The 13,819-nt window shown below is 68.0% G+C and carries 13 protein-coding genes; 6 read left to right on the top strand and 7 right to left on the bottom strand.

The window, feature by feature from the left end; all coding sequences use genetic code 11:
- The 7 genes from CSC78_RS04405 to CSC78_RS04375 form a co-directional block, all read right to left on the bottom strand.
- The coding region (locus CSC78_RS04405; protein ID WP_162336682.1) for a hypothetical protein at positions 1-657 on the bottom strand (657 nt) is incomplete at its 3' end.
- 69 nt (positions 658-726) lie between these two features.
- Positions 727-2,778 (bottom strand): TonB-dependent copper receptor, encoded by a 2,052-nt coding sequence (locus CSC78_RS04400; RefSeq protein WP_162336681.1) that lies wholly within the window; start codon positions 2,776-2,778, stop codon positions 727-729.
- Between the two features lie 64 nt (positions 2,779-2,842).
- Positions 2,843-3,331 (bottom strand): copper chaperone PCu(A)C, encoded by a 489-nt coding sequence (locus CSC78_RS04395; protein WP_162336680.1) that lies wholly within the window; start codon positions 3,329-3,331, stop codon positions 2,843-2,845.
- Positions 3,328-3,483, bottom strand: coding sequence for a hypothetical protein (locus CSC78_RS04390; RefSeq protein WP_162336679.1), 156 nt, complete (start codon positions 3,481-3,483; stop codon positions 3,328-3,330). The genes CSC78_RS04395 and CSC78_RS04390 overlap by 4 nt, the downstream gene beginning before the upstream one ends.
- Positions 3,484-3,530: 47 nt before the next feature.
- Positions 3,531-5,732, bottom strand: coding sequence for a TonB-dependent receptor (locus tag CSC78_RS04385; RefSeq protein WP_162336678.1), 2,202 nt, complete (start codon positions 5,730-5,732; stop codon positions 3,531-3,533).
- 62 nt (positions 5,733-5,794) lie between these two features.
- A complete protein-coding gene (locus tag CSC78_RS04380) occupies positions 5,795-6,208 on the bottom strand; it encodes a DUF2946 family protein (RefSeq protein ID WP_162336677.1) in 414 nt (137 codons plus the stop codon).
- A 64-nt stretch (positions 6,209-6,272) separates the two neighbouring features.
- Positions 6,273-7,556 (bottom strand): sialidase family protein, encoded by a 1,284-nt coding sequence (locus CSC78_RS04375; RefSeq protein WP_162336676.1) that lies wholly within the window; start codon positions 7,554-7,556, stop codon positions 6,273-6,275.
- A 119-nt stretch (positions 7,557-7,675) separates the two neighbouring features.
- On the opposite strand from CSC78_RS04375, the gene xseA reads away from it, so the two are divergent.
- The 6 genes from xseA (at position 7,676) to CSC78_RS04345 (ending at position 13,816) form a co-directional block, all read left to right on the top strand.
- The gene (gene xseA / locus CSC78_RS04370; RefSeq protein ID WP_162336675.1) at positions 7,676-9,004 is read left to right on the top strand and encodes an exodeoxyribonuclease VII large subunit; all 1,329 of its coding nucleotides are present in this window, start codon (positions 7,676-7,678) and stop codon (positions 9,002-9,004) included.
- A gap of 141 nt (positions 9,005-9,145) precedes the next feature.
- Complete coding sequence (locus CSC78_RS04365) at positions 9,146-9,739, top strand: hypothetical protein (RefSeq protein WP_162336674.1); 594 nt, start codon at positions 9,146-9,148, stop codon at positions 9,737-9,739.
- 29 nt (positions 9,740-9,768) lie between these two features.
- Positions 9,769-10,947, top strand: a complete 1,179-nt coding sequence (locus CSC78_RS04360) for a peptidoglycan-binding protein (protein ID WP_162336673.1) — start codon at positions 9,769-9,771, stop codon at positions 10,945-10,947.
- A 22-nt stretch (positions 10,948-10,969) separates the two neighbouring features.
- Positions 10,970-11,527 (top strand): hypothetical protein, encoded by a 558-nt coding sequence (locus CSC78_RS18970; protein WP_238391158.1) that lies wholly within the window; start codon positions 10,970-10,972, stop codon positions 11,525-11,527.
- Between the two features lie 62 nt (positions 11,528-11,589).
- Entirely contained in the window at positions 11,590-11,934 is a 345-nt protein-coding gene (locus CSC78_RS04350) for a ribonuclease E inhibitor RraB (RefSeq protein WP_162336672.1), read from the top strand.
- Positions 11,935-12,043: 109 nt separating this feature from the next.
- Entirely contained in the window at positions 12,044-13,816 is a 1,773-nt protein-coding gene (locus tag CSC78_RS04345; protein ID WP_162336671.1) for a vWA domain-containing protein, read from the top strand.
- Positions 13,817-13,819: the final 3 nt, after the last annotated feature.

Raw genomic sequence — 13,819 nt, 5'->3', positions numbered from 1 at the left:
TTTGAAATAGGGCACGCGCGCAGGAACGATGACCACGTCAGTACGGTCCATCCCGCCCGCACCGCCTCCACCACCGCGCCCGCCGTCGCCGCGGCCTTCACCCTTGCCGCCCTCGCCCTTCCCTTTTGCCGCGACCGGCCGTGCCGGACCCTGGCGGGGAATGTCGAGCCCGACGGGGATCGGTTCCAGGTCCAGCACGCCGCGGATGAAGTCGCGCAGCGACACCACCAGCGCATGCGTCTGGACGGGGCGCCCGGCAGCGAGATCGGTGGCCGCCTGCGCGGCAAGCCGCACCTGATCGTCGGTACCGAGCAGGATGACGTCCGACAACGCCGCTTCGACCGCATCGCGGATGCGCCGCGAACGATCACTGCCGTCATCGACGATATCGAGACCGCCCTCGCGCGCCCGCTGGCGCAGGTCGCGCAGATGCGTGGGATCGACGTCGAGATCGCCGGTGAACGAGCCACCCAGCGTCTTGTAGGCGGCGATCAGCGTGCGCAGGCGCTCGTTGATCTGGCGGTTCTCGCGCGCCCGCCGCTCCTGCACCGTCTGCATCACCAGCAGGCGGATGCCGACGCCGATCAGCGTGATCAGCGCCAGCCCCGCCAGGGTGGTCAGCAGGCCCTGCCATGAACTGAAATCCAGACCCCGCATGCGGCGCATCTCCCCGACGATCAGGCTGCCATCGTAGCCAAGACGACGGAAGCCGATGCGAAAGCCCGCTCAGTACGCCAGGTGCAGCTTCAACCACGCGGTGCGACCGGGCTCATGGATGCGCACCGGTTCGGCCGGATAGCCGAAATCGGCGCTGCCGGAAAGGTTGAGGTGTTCGGCGTACGTGCGGTCGAACACGTTGTCGATGCCCGCGATCAGCTTGACCCGGTCATTGAAGCGATAGCCGCCGTTGAGCGCCAGCGTTGCGAACCCCGCGCTGGGGCCGAGATCACGCCCGACCACGTTGCCCTGGCCGATGGCCACGCGGTCCTGCCGCGCGACGGCGCGCAACAGCACGCCCGCGCTCCAGCGCGGACCTTCGTACGCGGCGGTCAGGCGCGCCTCCAGCGGCGGCATCTGCGGCAAGGCGCCGCCGCTGTCGCGGTTCTCGCCCCAGGCGTGGGCCAGGGTGCCTCCCAGCGTCCAGCCGTCGCCCGGCCGCCAGCCGATGCCGGCTTCGGCACCGCGTACGCGCGCATCCACGTTCGACACCGCCGACATCGGGCCCATCATCCCGCCCGCCATGTACGAGAACAGCAGGTAGTCGTCGATGCGGCCGGCGTAGGCCGATACCCACGCATCCAGCCGCGTGCTGCGGTACTGCAGGCCGATGTCGAGCTGCGTGGTCTTCTCGGGGGCGAGGCCGGCGAAGGCGTTCGGCGCGCCCATCGGCCCCATGTCGGCGGAGAACAGCTCCCAGTAGTCCGGCATGCGCTCGGTGTGGCCGACGCCGGCGTACCAGGTGACGGGCACGGCGGCGACATCGTGCTCGAAGCGTACGAACCCGCCCGGCAACGTCTGCCTGCGCGTCTGCCCCGCGGTCGGATTCGGCATGCCCATCATGCCCGCGGTCGCCCGGCGATCCTGCACGTCGACGCGATCGGCGCGCGCGCCCACCACCAGTCGACGGCGCTCGGCCGCATGCCATGTCCCTTCAGCGAAGACGCCGCGCGTCTGGAACTCCGCATCGGTTTCCCAGGGCTCGGCACGATACGCATCCACCCCCATCGCACTGCGCTGGCGATGCCGGCTGCGCTGCGCATCGACACCGCCGGTGAGCGCCCACCGGTCGCCCTTCGCCGCCAGCGCCGCCCGACCGCCCTCGGTGCGGCGATCGACGTTCGCCGCCACCGGCATCGGCATGGCGCTCATCGGGTTGGGTTCGCGCAGCGTGTAGTTGTCCATCACGTGGTCGGCTTCATTGCGGAACACGCTGGCTTCGACCGTATCCAGCACGCCTGGGAGATCGCGCTTCTCGAAGCGCAGCGCGAGGCTGTCGCGCCGGAACATCGAGCCGTCCATGCCACGGCCGGCATAGCGCGCCTCGCCATCGCCGACGCCTGCATTGAGCTCGAGCACGGTATCGGCATCCGGCGTCCATCCCAGGGCCAGGTCGGCGTTCCACTTCTTCCACGCCGACGGCACGCGCCGGCCGTCGCCGTCACGGTAATCGTCCGCGTCGGAACGGTTGGCGCTCAGGCGCGCGTACCCCTGCGGTGCACCGGCAGTCGCATCGATCACCTGGTCGTTGCGGCCGTGCGAGCCGGCCAACAGGCTGCCGTCGATTCGCAGCCCCGGCGTGTCGAAGCGCGGCGTGTCGCGCTCGAAGCGGACCGTGCCGGCGGATGCGCCCGGCCCCCAGAGCACGGTCTGGGGACCCTTCACCACCACCAGGCGGTCGTAGGTTTCCGGCGCCACGTAGGACAACGGGTTGTCCATGCGCGCGGGACACGCGCCCGGCATGCTGCCGTCGTTGGTGAGCAGGTTGAGCCGCGAACCGAACATGCCACGCAGCACAGGATCGCCGTTGGTGCCGCCGTTGCGCAGCGCGGTGAAGCCGGGGATGGTTTTCAGGTAGTCGGCCCCGTCGCTGGCCGGCACCGGCTGGCGCGGCAGGGTCGGATCGGTTTCGTAGGTCAACGGCGAGACGGGCGTGGCGATCACGACGACGCGGTCGAGCGTGGCAGCCTCGCCCATCGCCTCGGCATGGAGCACGGCGGGCGCGGCGCACGCGAAAGCGATCGCGACGACCAGGGGACGACGGAAGTGGAACGGATGCATGGAGGACTCCGTGAGGCGGATGCGCGGCACCCGCGGGAAAGGAAAGGAGGAAACGGAACGATCATCAGTGATGCGCGGCCGGCGCCCTGGCACCGGGTGGACGGACATCGAACACGACGGGCACGCGGCCCGCGTGCTCGAACACCAGCGTGGCGTCGACGCGCCCGCCGGCTTCCAGCGCGGCATGTGGCTGGATGAACATCAGGTGGAAGCCGCCCGGCTTAAGCTCGACCGTGGCGCCGGCAGGCAGTGGCAGGCCATCGGCGAGGCGGCGCATGCGGGCGACGCCATCGTCGTCGCGCATCGTGTGGATCTCGATGCGCTCGGCTGCCGCGCTCTCCACGGACAGCAACCGGTCGTCGATCCGGGTGCCGTTGTGCAGTGTCAGGAAACCGCCGACCACGGGCGCGCCGGGCGGCGACTCGCGCAGCCACGGCGAGCCCACGCTCATGCCAGCGCGAGGCCCGGCGTCATGTGCGGCCGGCGGCGACGACGGCTGGCATGCCGCCAGCGCCAGCGCCAACGCCAACAGGCCGGCAAGGGGAAGTTTCATTCCAGCGTCTCCATCCGGGTGGGCGGGACAGGGGTATCGAAGAGCGTCATCGGCGATGGAGCCGCATGCGTATGCGCGAGCCGATGAAGGCCGAGCGCACACGCCCACGCGATCAGCCACGTGCCGACGCCGAGGAAGAAGATCGTGTCCAAGGGATTCTCCGGTCGCGCGACGCGGCGCACGGGGCGCCACGACCGCATCAGAACGTCTTCCGCAGCACGACTTCCCAGCTGCGCGGATCGCCGAGATAGGCCATCGTGCTGCCCAGCGCGTACACCACATGGGTGCGGTCGCCGAGGTTGCGGCCACGCACGGTCAGTTCCGTACGGTCGTTCCAGCGGAAACCCACGTGCGCCCCCCATGTCGCGTAGCCCGCCGTCGACAGCGTGTTGGCGGCATTGGCGTAGCACGACGACACGCCGCGCAGGTCGATGCCGGCGGACCAGCGTGGCGTGAAGGTGTAGTCCAGCCACAGGTTGCCGACGCGCGAGGGCGTGTTGGTGGGCTGGTTGCCCGCGCGCGACACGGGCACGCCGCCGACGTTCTCGTAGAAGTCGTCCAGCGTCGCATCGACCCAGGCCAGGTTGCCTTCGACGCTCAACGCCTCCAGCGGACGCCAGCCGAACGCCGCTTCGATACCGCGCGAGGATTGCTGGCCGACCGGCAATGTCTGCCCCGGATTGGCAGGATCGGTGATGGCGAGATTGCGCCGCACGATGCGATACGCGGCCAGCGTGGCGAAGCTGCGTCCGTCACGCGTCTGCAGCTTCGTCCCGATCTCGCCCTGGCGTCCGGTGGTCAGGTCGAAGTCGCGCAGCGTGGCGAAGTTGGCCGTACTGAGGATGCCGGCCGGTGGATCGGCCGCAGTGCTGTACTGAACGTAGACGCTCGCCTGCGGGGCGATGGACCAGGTGAGCGCGGCACGCCCGGTCGTGGGGGTGTACTCGCGCTCGAAACGCGCGGGATTGGTGGGCGTGACTGCGCGATGGTTGACGACGTCCAGCACGATGCGGTCGCGGCGCACGCCGGTCAGCAGCGACAGCGACGGGGTCAGTTCGGTCAGGTTCTCGACATAGAGCGCCTGCGTGTGCAGACGGTTGGTGCGGTCCGGCGTGTAGACGATCGCCGTGCCGGGTACGTCGAGGAAGCGGCCCGGCGTGACGGCGTCGAGCGGTACCGTGTCCACGGTGGCCGAGAGCGACAGCGGAAAACGCGTCTGCCGGTTGTAGCTGACATCCAGGCCCGTGGCCCACTGCGTGGGCAGTCCGAACAGCGTGCCGTCATGGCTCCATTCCAGGCGGTTGCCGTAGACCTGCTGGTCGTGCCGCTGCAGCAGCGTGCCCGAACGGATCACGCCGTCGTTGCCGGCGGTCAGCCGGTAGCTCTCGACGTTGCGATAGTCGCGCAGCGCGTCGTAGTGATAGACCGTGTTGCGCACGGTGTCGTGCTCACCCGGCATCCATTCCAGCAGCGAACGCGCCCAGCGCACGTCCTGTCCGTAGTAGCCGTCGGCGACGTTGTAGTTGCGGCCGACGGTCTCCGGCAGCACCGACAGGCGGCCGGTGGCCGGCTGGCGCACCGGCGTGCCCCAGTACGGACGATGGCTGTCCTCCTGCTGGACCTCCACCGCCAGGGTGTGGCGCAGCGTGGGCGCCAGTTGCACCAGCCACGAGGCGGCGAGTGTCGACGCCTCGCGCTCCTGACCGTCGATCCAGCTCTCGCCATCGCGCGCGCTCGCATCCACGCGAACGGCCTGGCGCGCCTCGTCGCCGCCGATGCGCAGGTTGGCCCCCATCGCCAGCGTGCCGTCGCGGAACGAACCCCACGACGCCTGCACGGCGGCTTCGTCGCGGTCCAGTTGCGCCAGGCGGGTGACGTAGTTGATCGTGCCGCCGACCGCACCGGCGCCATAGAGGAAGCTCGACGGCCCGCCGATCGCTTCCACCCGCTCGTACTGCCACGCGTCCACGGGGCGCGCGGCGATGCTGGCGTACTGCACGTCGATGCCGTTGAACAGCTGGGTGATCTGGCTGCCGGAGAAGCCGCGGTACGTCACCGCATTGCCGTTGCCCGGCGGCGACGCGACGGTGAGGCCGGGAATGCCGGCCAGCGCTTCCTGCGTGGTGCGCACGCCACGCGCATCGAGCGCATCGCGGTCGATGACGGTGACCGACGCCGGGGTTTCCATCAGGGTCAGCGACAGGCGCGTGCCGGTGCCGGCGACCTGCTCGAGGCCGGCCTTGTGGCCTTTGACCTCGACCGTGTCGAGCTGGGTGGCGCGGGAGCCGTCGGGCAACGCAACGGGGTCCGCCGCGAAGGCGAAGGACGGAACGGACAGGGCCGCGGCAACGGCCACGGACAGGCAGGACGCACGCGGCGTCGCCCGGAAAGACAGGGACATGGACACTCCAAAGCACAAGGACGCGGCGCACGGGCCGCAAGGTCAACCAGGGGTCTTGTGGTTCAGAGCAGGACGGGCGGCCCTTGCCCGCCCAGGCCGCGCAGGCGCAGTCGTCCCACGCGTGGAAGCGCCGGCAACCCCACGAGGAAGCCGCCCGAGAGGCGCGGAAACAGCAGGGCGATACAGAGCAGCAACAGCGGCAATGCGGCCGCCAGCGTGCAGTAGGCGCAATCGGCACCCATCGTCATGCCGGCGGGTGATGGCGCCTTGCCGAACGGGGCCTTGGCGACCGGCGATTCGGCCCGCGTATCGACCCACTTGATGCCATCGGTCGTACACAGCTCGGTCCAGCCGGCCAGCACCTGCGATCCCGTGGCGGTCACCCACCGCGTGACCGACGGCGCGAACGCCATCAGCAGCGCCGCCAGCAAGGCCAGCTGCAGCATCGGTCGGAGGAAGACGGACGAACGAATCACCGCGGGATTCTAACCGGAGCGTGTCATGCAGGTCAGGTGCGACGAAGTGTCGCACCCGGGCGCATCAGCGGAACACGACGCGCGCGCTTTGCAACCGCGGCCTTTCGCCGGCCACATCGGTCCACACCAGCCAGGCGGCATCGTCGTGCCATTGCAGTCGCGGGATGCCGCTCGCGCGTCCACGTGCGGACAGCGTCGCGACATCGACGCGCTGCGCCCCCGCCCAGGCGTGGTCGTAGCGCGCCAGCACCAGCGTCTGGCGTTCGTCCTGCGCTTGCTCCAGCCAGCTCACCAGCAGGTGGCCATCGCCATGCACCAGGCCCAAGCGACCCAGCACCTGCATGCCCTTCGCCAGCGTCACCGGCGCACCGAACGTATCGCCGGCGTCGTCCGAACGTGCCGCACGCAGTTCCGGCACGCCACCGGCTTCCGTGTACCACGCGACCCAGACCGTGGCACCGTCCGCCACCGCCACCGGTCCGTTGACGGGGCAACCGGCGATCTTCCAGCCATCCGCATGCACGTCGCGAGGCGACGTCCAGCGCTGACCGTCGAAGCGAACGATGCGCGTATCGCGGATCTCGCCATCGCCGCGTCCGCGATAGACGACCACGACGCCACGATCCGTCACGGCGGACGAGGTGGTGCAGCAGTCGCAGGTGGACGTATCCAGTGACCACTCTCCCACCTGCTTCGCCTGCGCATCGTAGGTCGCGGCACGCAGCATCATCGCCGCACCGCCTGCGTGGTCGTGTCCTCCTCCGTCGTGACCCGCATGTCCGGACGCTGCCTTCTGCCGGCTGTCCAGCCATGCGATACCCAACCGGTCGCGCGCCTGCGGCCAGAACGTCACGAAACCATGGTCGCCGGGCGTGCCCGACGGATGCACCAGTTGCGGCGCGCTCCACGTGGTGCCGCCATCGGCGGAACGTACCAGGTCGATGCCGTAATCCATCCGCGACGGCCCGGTACTGCGCAGCCAGTGCGCCCACAGCGAGCCGTCCGGCAGTGCATACACATGCGGTGTATCGGCCCAGTTGACGAACCACGTGTCGCCTTCGGCGATCGTGCGCGGTGACTCCCAGCCCTCCGTCCCGGCAGGCCGGCGGCTGAAACGCAGCCGATGGCCTGCCCCGTCCACCGGTTCGATCCAGCTCAACAGCAGCGCACCGTCCGGCGTCGAGACCAGGTCGGGCTGTGCGGCGCCCGGCGGCGAAGGAAGGTCCACCACGTCCACGACGGATGAGGGCGCAACGGCCGCGGGCACCGGTTCGCCCGGGGGCGAACAGGCGGACAGCGCGGCGAGCAACACCGGCAACAAGGGACGGGACCAGCGGGACGTGAGCATGGAGGACGATTCCGGCCGACGGGAGCGCGCCATTCCAGCACGGAATGCGCCCCACCGCCTGCGACCGCCTGTCGCAGGCATTCGCGGTGTCCTTCGTCGCGAGCGTTTATCCTTGCACCATGACCGACACCGCCCGCGACATCCTCACGCCCACCCAGCTGAACACGCTGGCGCGCGACCTGCTCGAGGGTGCGTTCCCGCTGGTGTGGGTGGAGGGCGAGCTGGGCAACGTCACGCGTCCGGCTTCGGGCCACCTGTATTTCACGCTGAAGGACGCGCGCGCACAGGTGCGCTGCGCGATGTTCAAGCCGAAGAGCCAGTGGCTGAAGTTCGCCCCGCGCGAGGGCCTGCGCGTACTCGCGCGCGGCCGGCTGACCCTGTACGAAGCGCGCGGCGACTACCAGCTGGTCATCGACAGCCTGGAGGAAGCCGGCGAAGGCGCACTGCGCCGTGCGTTCGAGGAACTGAAGGCGCGACTCACCGCGGAAGGCCTGTTCGACGACGCCCGCAAGCGGCCCCTGCCCGCCCACGTACAGCGACTCGCCGTGCTGACATCGCCGACCGGTGCGGCCGTGCGCGACGTGCTCAGTGTGCTGCAGCGGCGATTCCCGCTGTTGGAGGTCGACGTGCTGCCCGTGCAGGTGCAGGGCGAGACGGCGGCAGCGCAGATCGTCGACATGCTGCAGCGGGCGGCGCGCAGCGGTCGCTACGACGTGCTGCTGGTGGCCCGCGGCGGCGGCTCGCTGGAGGATCTGTGGGCGTTCAACGATGAACGGCTGGCGCGCGCCATCGCGGCGTCGCCGGTTCTCGTGGTGTCCGCCGTCGGCCACGAGACGGACTTCACCCTCGCCGACTTCGCCGCCGACCTGCGCGCGCCCACGCCGTCGGTGGCCGCCGAGTTGCTGGTGCCCGACCGACGCGACCTGCTGACGCGCGTGCAGGTGTTGCAGCGCCGCCTCGCCACCACCCAGGCGCAGCGCCTGCGCAATGCGATGCAGCGTGCCGATCGCGCCAGCCTGCGCCTCAACGCGCTGCGCCCGCAGGCCCGGCTGGAAGCGTTGCGACGACGACAGGAAGACGCTGCGCGCCGCCTGCATGCCCTGTGGCACCACCAGCAGGCCCGTCGCATCGCATCGCTGCGCCACGCCGACGCTGTCCTGCGCGCACACGCACCGCAACGCCGCCTCGAACAACTGCGCGAGCGCCTGCTCGCCCTCACCCCTCGCCCCCAGGCCGCCGTCGCACGCACCCTGCAACGCGATGCGCTGCGCCTGCGCGCCCTCGCCCGCTCGCTCGAAGCGGTCAGCCCGCTAGCGACCGTCGCACGCGGCTACGCCCTGGTGACCAAGGAAGACGGCACGCTGGTGCGCTCGGTGGCGCAGGTGCAACACGGAGACAAGGTCCAGGCCCGCCTTGCGGATGGAACGTTGGAACTGACCGTGGACTGACGTCGCCGCAGCAGCGGATTCGGAACCCGCTTGCTGGCATGTCCATACCCGGCGCAGGGTCAGGGCCGCTCGACGCAACAATGTAAATGGAAATGGCGCCAAGCCTGTGGCTACATTTCGCCGTTGCGGCGGAGGCCATGTATGGCCAAGGAGATGTCCATGCGCCAGGGGCTTTGCATAACCACGCTCTTCGCTTCATGTATCTGGTTGACGGCTTGCGTCACGTCGCCCTCCATCGGCGAGGAAAACATCGTGAGGCTCGCCATCAAAGAAGCATCGGTGGTGATGAAGGTTAGCGGCGATGCGGATGGGGATGGCGACGACGATGTCCTGCTGATCATCGATCGCGAGCGCAGCGACGGCTCCCGCCCGCGAGGATTGCTGATCTTTCTGCGCGGTCCTGATGGCTCGCTGACGGAGGCGCTAGACAGTCCCCATGCCATCCTCTGCCGTGCCTGTGGCGGAATGATGGGAGACCCGCTTGAAAGCCTCAGCGCCGCGAAGGGCGAGCTGAAGCTCCGCTTCGAGGGCGGCTCGCGTGAGCTGTGGTCCAGCGAGTACAGCTTCGATTACATGCCTGGGAACAAACAATGGCGACTGGTCAGCATCGTCCATCACGGACTGGACCGCCTTGAGGGAAGGTCCGTGGAGCGACGGCAAGATCTTTCCCGTGCCGACACCGTATTCCTGGAACGCTTCGATCCTGCCGATTACCCGGCAGATGCGATTCCCTGACCCAACTCCCGTCGAAAAGGATTTCTTCGATGCCGAACGAGAACGAACTCTCCCTGCTGCGTGCGGCACGCGAAGCAGGCATAACCTCGCGCGAGGAAATGGCCAACTTCATGGCGCAGATGGGCCACGAGTCTTCAGGTTTCACCCTTATGGAGGAGAGCTTCCGGTACACGCGGGGCATCAACCAGATCCCCGTCAGATCCGCGCGTCGAGAAGGCCTTGAAGCGCTTGAGTCGGCACGACTGGAGGCGCTGCAAGGCAGGCCCCAGGAATTGGCGCGGCTGATGTACGGCAACCGTATGGGCAATGACGATGCTGGCGATGGCTATCTGTATCGTGGCCGCGGATACACGCAGTTGACCGGAGAGAACAACTATGCAACGGCGGGAGCGGCGCTGGAGCTGGATCTGACACGCCATCCCCAGCTTGCTGCAAATCGTGGAAACGGCGAACGCATCGCCCTCTGGTTCTGGCAGAACGAAGTGCCTGAACAGGAGCGCGATGATGTCTCCAAGACGACACTTGCGATCAACAACGGCGAGAATGGTCTGGAAGACAGGTTGAACCGCTATGACGCCTGGCATGCCGTGCTGACACCGGAATTCGTCGCTGACCTCGACGCGGGACGTGTTCCCGCCGGCAACCCTGTCCTGCCTGCGGTCGGCCGACCTGCCATGGAGGATGGTGCCCTACGCCGTCTTGAGACGGGCGAGGAAGTTCGACAACTCAATGAACAGCTGCGCACGCTCGACCTCCGTGCCGAACGGAACCGGCGCGTGCCCACGGGCGACGTCTTTACCCAGGAAACGGAACAGGCCGTCCGGAGTTTCCAAGAGCAGCACGCGCGCGCCGTAACAGGACGGGCGGACCCCTCAACGTTGAGGGAGATCGAACGTGCGGCGGAGCAACGCAACGCCCGGCCTGACGATCTCCAGCCTCCACCAGACACGGTCCAATCACTGCCCGGTCAGGACCGCATAACGCAACCCGATGCGGGCACGGGCGACCGGGACCTCGACCGGCTGGCTGCCGCTCTTTTCGCGGGCGATGACAGAGCCGCGAACCGGGTGATCGCACAGATCGCCGGGTCCGACCACATCCTGAAACTCGAGCAATGGGGCCGTGAACTTCTGACCGAAGGTCCATCACAGGATGTGCATCAGCAGGACACGCTTCGCGAGCCCTTCGCTCGCGGGCTATCCATCTGACCGCTGCGGCAAGGGAATGCACATGTACGACGAACAAGAACTCCGCAGCCTTATCGCATCCCTGCACAACTCGCTCAAGCTTCAGGCCGCCATGATGGCCAAATTCGAACAAAGCGAAGCCAGCATGCAGGCCAAGGTCAACCAACACATGCGGGCGTTGCAGGATGCGCTTTCCTACAGCAGCAGCCACGCAAAGACGATCGTCGAGAATGCCTCCACCGTTATAGCCGATGACGCAATGAAGACCTTGGCGCCCATTGCAACCGGCTTTGGTCACGACGTATCGGCGCGACTCCGGACGGTGCACAGGGCCTTGTCGATCTGGTGCGGGGTCGCTGTAGCGACCCTGCTACTCGTGCTTCTTAGCGGCTGGATGACACTGGCTCACTATCGCCAGGAACTGGTAGCCGTCAGGGGTCAGCTGCAACGCCACGAGGATGCCATTCCTGTGTTGCAGGCGTATGCGGCGTCGGACGCAATCCTTTGTGGTGGCGTTATCTGTGTCAATATCGACACGGAAAGCCGACGATTGGGCGACCTGCGCCAATATCGACCAGCGCGGCCGCGACCCATGCCCTAGTCGACGGCGTGCAATTCATCCTTCGCTGGCGCGTCAGCTGTCCTTGCATCAGGAGCATCTACATGATCACCCACGAACAACTCGTCGAGATGTTCGACAACATGGCCAAGGAAACGTCGTGGGACCTGCGCAAGCCGCTGGTGTGGGGCTACTTCTTCACCCATGGTTCGCGTCCCGCACTGGAGGCCGTCGTGCCGCTGCTGCAGGAACAGGGCTACCGCGTGATAGCGCTCTACCTGGAGGACAAGGACAACCGCAAGGATCCGGACCTGTGGTGGCTGCATGTCGAGAAGACGGAAGTCCACACGGCCGACAGCCTGCACGAGCGCAACCAGGCGCTGTACCGCTTCGCCGACGAGCATGGCCTGGATGCCTATGACGGCATGGATGTCGGCGCCATCGACTGACAATCCCAGGCATGACATGGGGCAGGAAGAAAATAGCGCCCCTCCGTCCAACCCCGTTTTCCAGAACCGCGCGTTCGACTCCCTGTCCCACACCACACGGAGTCGCGCCATGTCGCACCGCCTGACCGTCACCCTCCTGGCCGCCGCGCTGCTGGCGGCCTGCCAGTCCAATCCCACTGCCCAGCACTCCCCTGAAGCCGACGCGGCCGCCGTGGCCGCCGATGCCTACGCCCGCCAGCAGGCCGGCACTGCACAGCGCGAAGAAGCGACGCTCGACCGCATCGCCGTGACCGGCAGCCGCGTGCGCAGCGAGCACGCCAAGGCGGTGGCGCCTGCCGGACTGGCCTACGCGCCTTCGGCACCGCCGCCCCCGCCCGCTCCCGCCATGATGGTGGAGTACCGCGCCGCCCATGCGCTGTCGGTGCCGCAGGCCACGTCCGTGAACACCGAGAAGTACGCCGACCGAGACGACAATCCGGTGCGCCGCACGCTGGACGAGCCGGTCTCGACGTTCTCCGTCGACGTGGACACCGGCAGCTACAGCAACGTGCGCCGCATGCTGCGCGACGGCCAGCGCCCACCCGCCGATGCGGTGCGCGCGGAGGAATTCATCAACTACTTCCGCTATGGTCATGCCGGGCCGACCGACCGCAGCCAGCCGTTCGCGGTGACCACCGAGCTCGCGCCGGCACCGTGGAACGCCAAGCGCCAGCTGCTGATGGTCGGCATCAAGGGCTACGACGTGCCGAAAGCGACACTGCCCCCGGCCAATCTCGTATTCCTGCTCGATACCTCCGGCTCGATGGAGTCTCCCGACAAGCTGCCGCTGCTGAAGCAGTCGTTCGCCCAGCTCGTCAAGCAGCTACGCGCACAGGACCGCGTCAGCATCGTCGTCTACGCCGGTTCCGCAGGCCTCGTGTTGCCGCCCACGCCGGGCGACCGGCATGATGAAATCCTCGCCGCACTGGACCGTCTGCAGGCAGGCGGCAGCACCAATGGCGGCGACGGCATCCGGCTGGCGTACGCGATGGCGAAGCAGGCCTTCGTCAAGGACGGCGTGAACCGCGTGATCCTGGCCACCGATGGCGATTTCAACGTGGGCACGGTCAGCCAGGATGCGCTTGAGACGATGGTCGCCGACAAGCGCAGATCGGGCATCGCGCTGACCACGCTCGGCTTCGGTACCGGCAACTACAACGACGCGCTGGCCGAGAAGCTGGCGGATGTCGGCGACGGCAACCATGCCTACATCGATACGCTGCAGGAAGGCCGCAAGGTGCTGGTGGATGAAATGCAGTCCACGCTGCTGACCATCGCCCGCGACGTGAAGATCCAGGTGGAGTTCAATCCCGCCGTGGTGTCGGAGTACCGCCTGATCGGCTACGAGAACCGCGTACTGGCCAACGAGGACTTTGCCAACGACAAGGTCGATGCCGGCGACATCGGCGCAGGCCACGAAGTCACCGCGCTCTACGAGATCACGCCCGTCGGCAGCGGTGTGGATCGCTTGCCCGCCCTGCGCTACGGGGGCAAGCAGGTCGCGGCCGGTGCGTCGACGACCGAAGTGGCGCACGTACGCCTGCGCTACAAGCTGCCCGACCAGGACAGCAGCCGCCTGATCGAAACGCCGATCGCGCGCACATCGCTGACCACGCAACCCAGCGATGCGTTCCGGTTCGCCAGCGCCGTGGCGGCGTATGCCGACCTGCTGCGTGGTGGCCAGCGCGTCGATGGCTGGACCTGGAACGACGTGGCGCGCACCGCACGTACAGCGAAGGGACGCGACCCGTATGGCCTGAAAGCCGAATTCGTCGGCATGGTCGACCAGGCGCACCGGTTGGTGGCAGTGAAGGACGACGCACCTGCCATCGCGGGCGAATGACCG

The sequence above is a fragment of the Pseudoxanthomonas japonensis genome, from assembly GCF_010093445.1.
GTDB classification, from domain to species: domain Bacteria; phylum Pseudomonadota; class Gammaproteobacteria; order Xanthomonadales; family Xanthomonadaceae; genus Pseudoxanthomonas_A; species Pseudoxanthomonas_A japonensis.
The sequence above is the reverse complement of the archived record's forward strand: the minus strand, read 5'-3'. Positions and strand labels throughout refer to the sequence as shown.

Bases quoted from the DNA above. Each gene is read 5' to 3' on its own strand.
- CSC78_RS04395 (WP_162336680.1), bottom strand. From the start codon at position 3,331: ATGAAACTTCCCCTTGCCGGCCTGTTGGCGTTGGCGCTGGCGCTGGCG.
- CSC78_RS04360 (WP_162336673.1), top strand. From the start codon at position 9,769: ATGCCGAACGAGAACGAACTCTCCCTGCTGCGTGCGGCACGCGAAGCA.
- CSC78_RS04350 (WP_162336672.1), top strand. From the start codon at position 11,590: ATGATCACCCACGAACAACTCGTCGAGATGTTCGACAACATGGCCAAG.
- xseA (WP_162336675.1), top strand. From the start codon at position 7,676: ATGACCGACACCGCCCGCGACATCCTCACGCCCACCCAGCTGAACACG.
- CSC78_RS04400 (WP_162336681.1), bottom strand. From the start codon at position 2,778: ATGCATCCGTTCCACTTCCGTCGTCCCCTGGTCGTCGCGATCGCTTTC.
- CSC78_RS04385 (WP_162336678.1), bottom strand. From the start codon at position 5,732: ATGTCCCTGTCTTTCCGGGCGACGCCGCGTGCGTCCTGCCTGTCCGTG.
- CSC78_RS04345 (WP_162336671.1), top strand. From the start codon at position 12,044: ATGTCGCACCGCCTGACCGTCACCCTCCTGGCCGCCGCGCTGCTGGCG.
- CSC78_RS04365 (WP_162336674.1), top strand. From the start codon at position 9,146: ATGGCCAAGGAGATGTCCATGCGCCAGGGGCTTTGCATAACCACGCTC.
- CSC78_RS04375 (WP_162336676.1), bottom strand. From the start codon at position 7,556: ATGCTCACGTCCCGCTGGTCCCGTCCCTTGTTGCCGGTGTTGCTCGCC.
- CSC78_RS18970 (WP_238391158.1), top strand. From the start codon at position 10,970: ATGTACGACGAACAAGAACTCCGCAGCCTTATCGCATCCCTGCACAAC.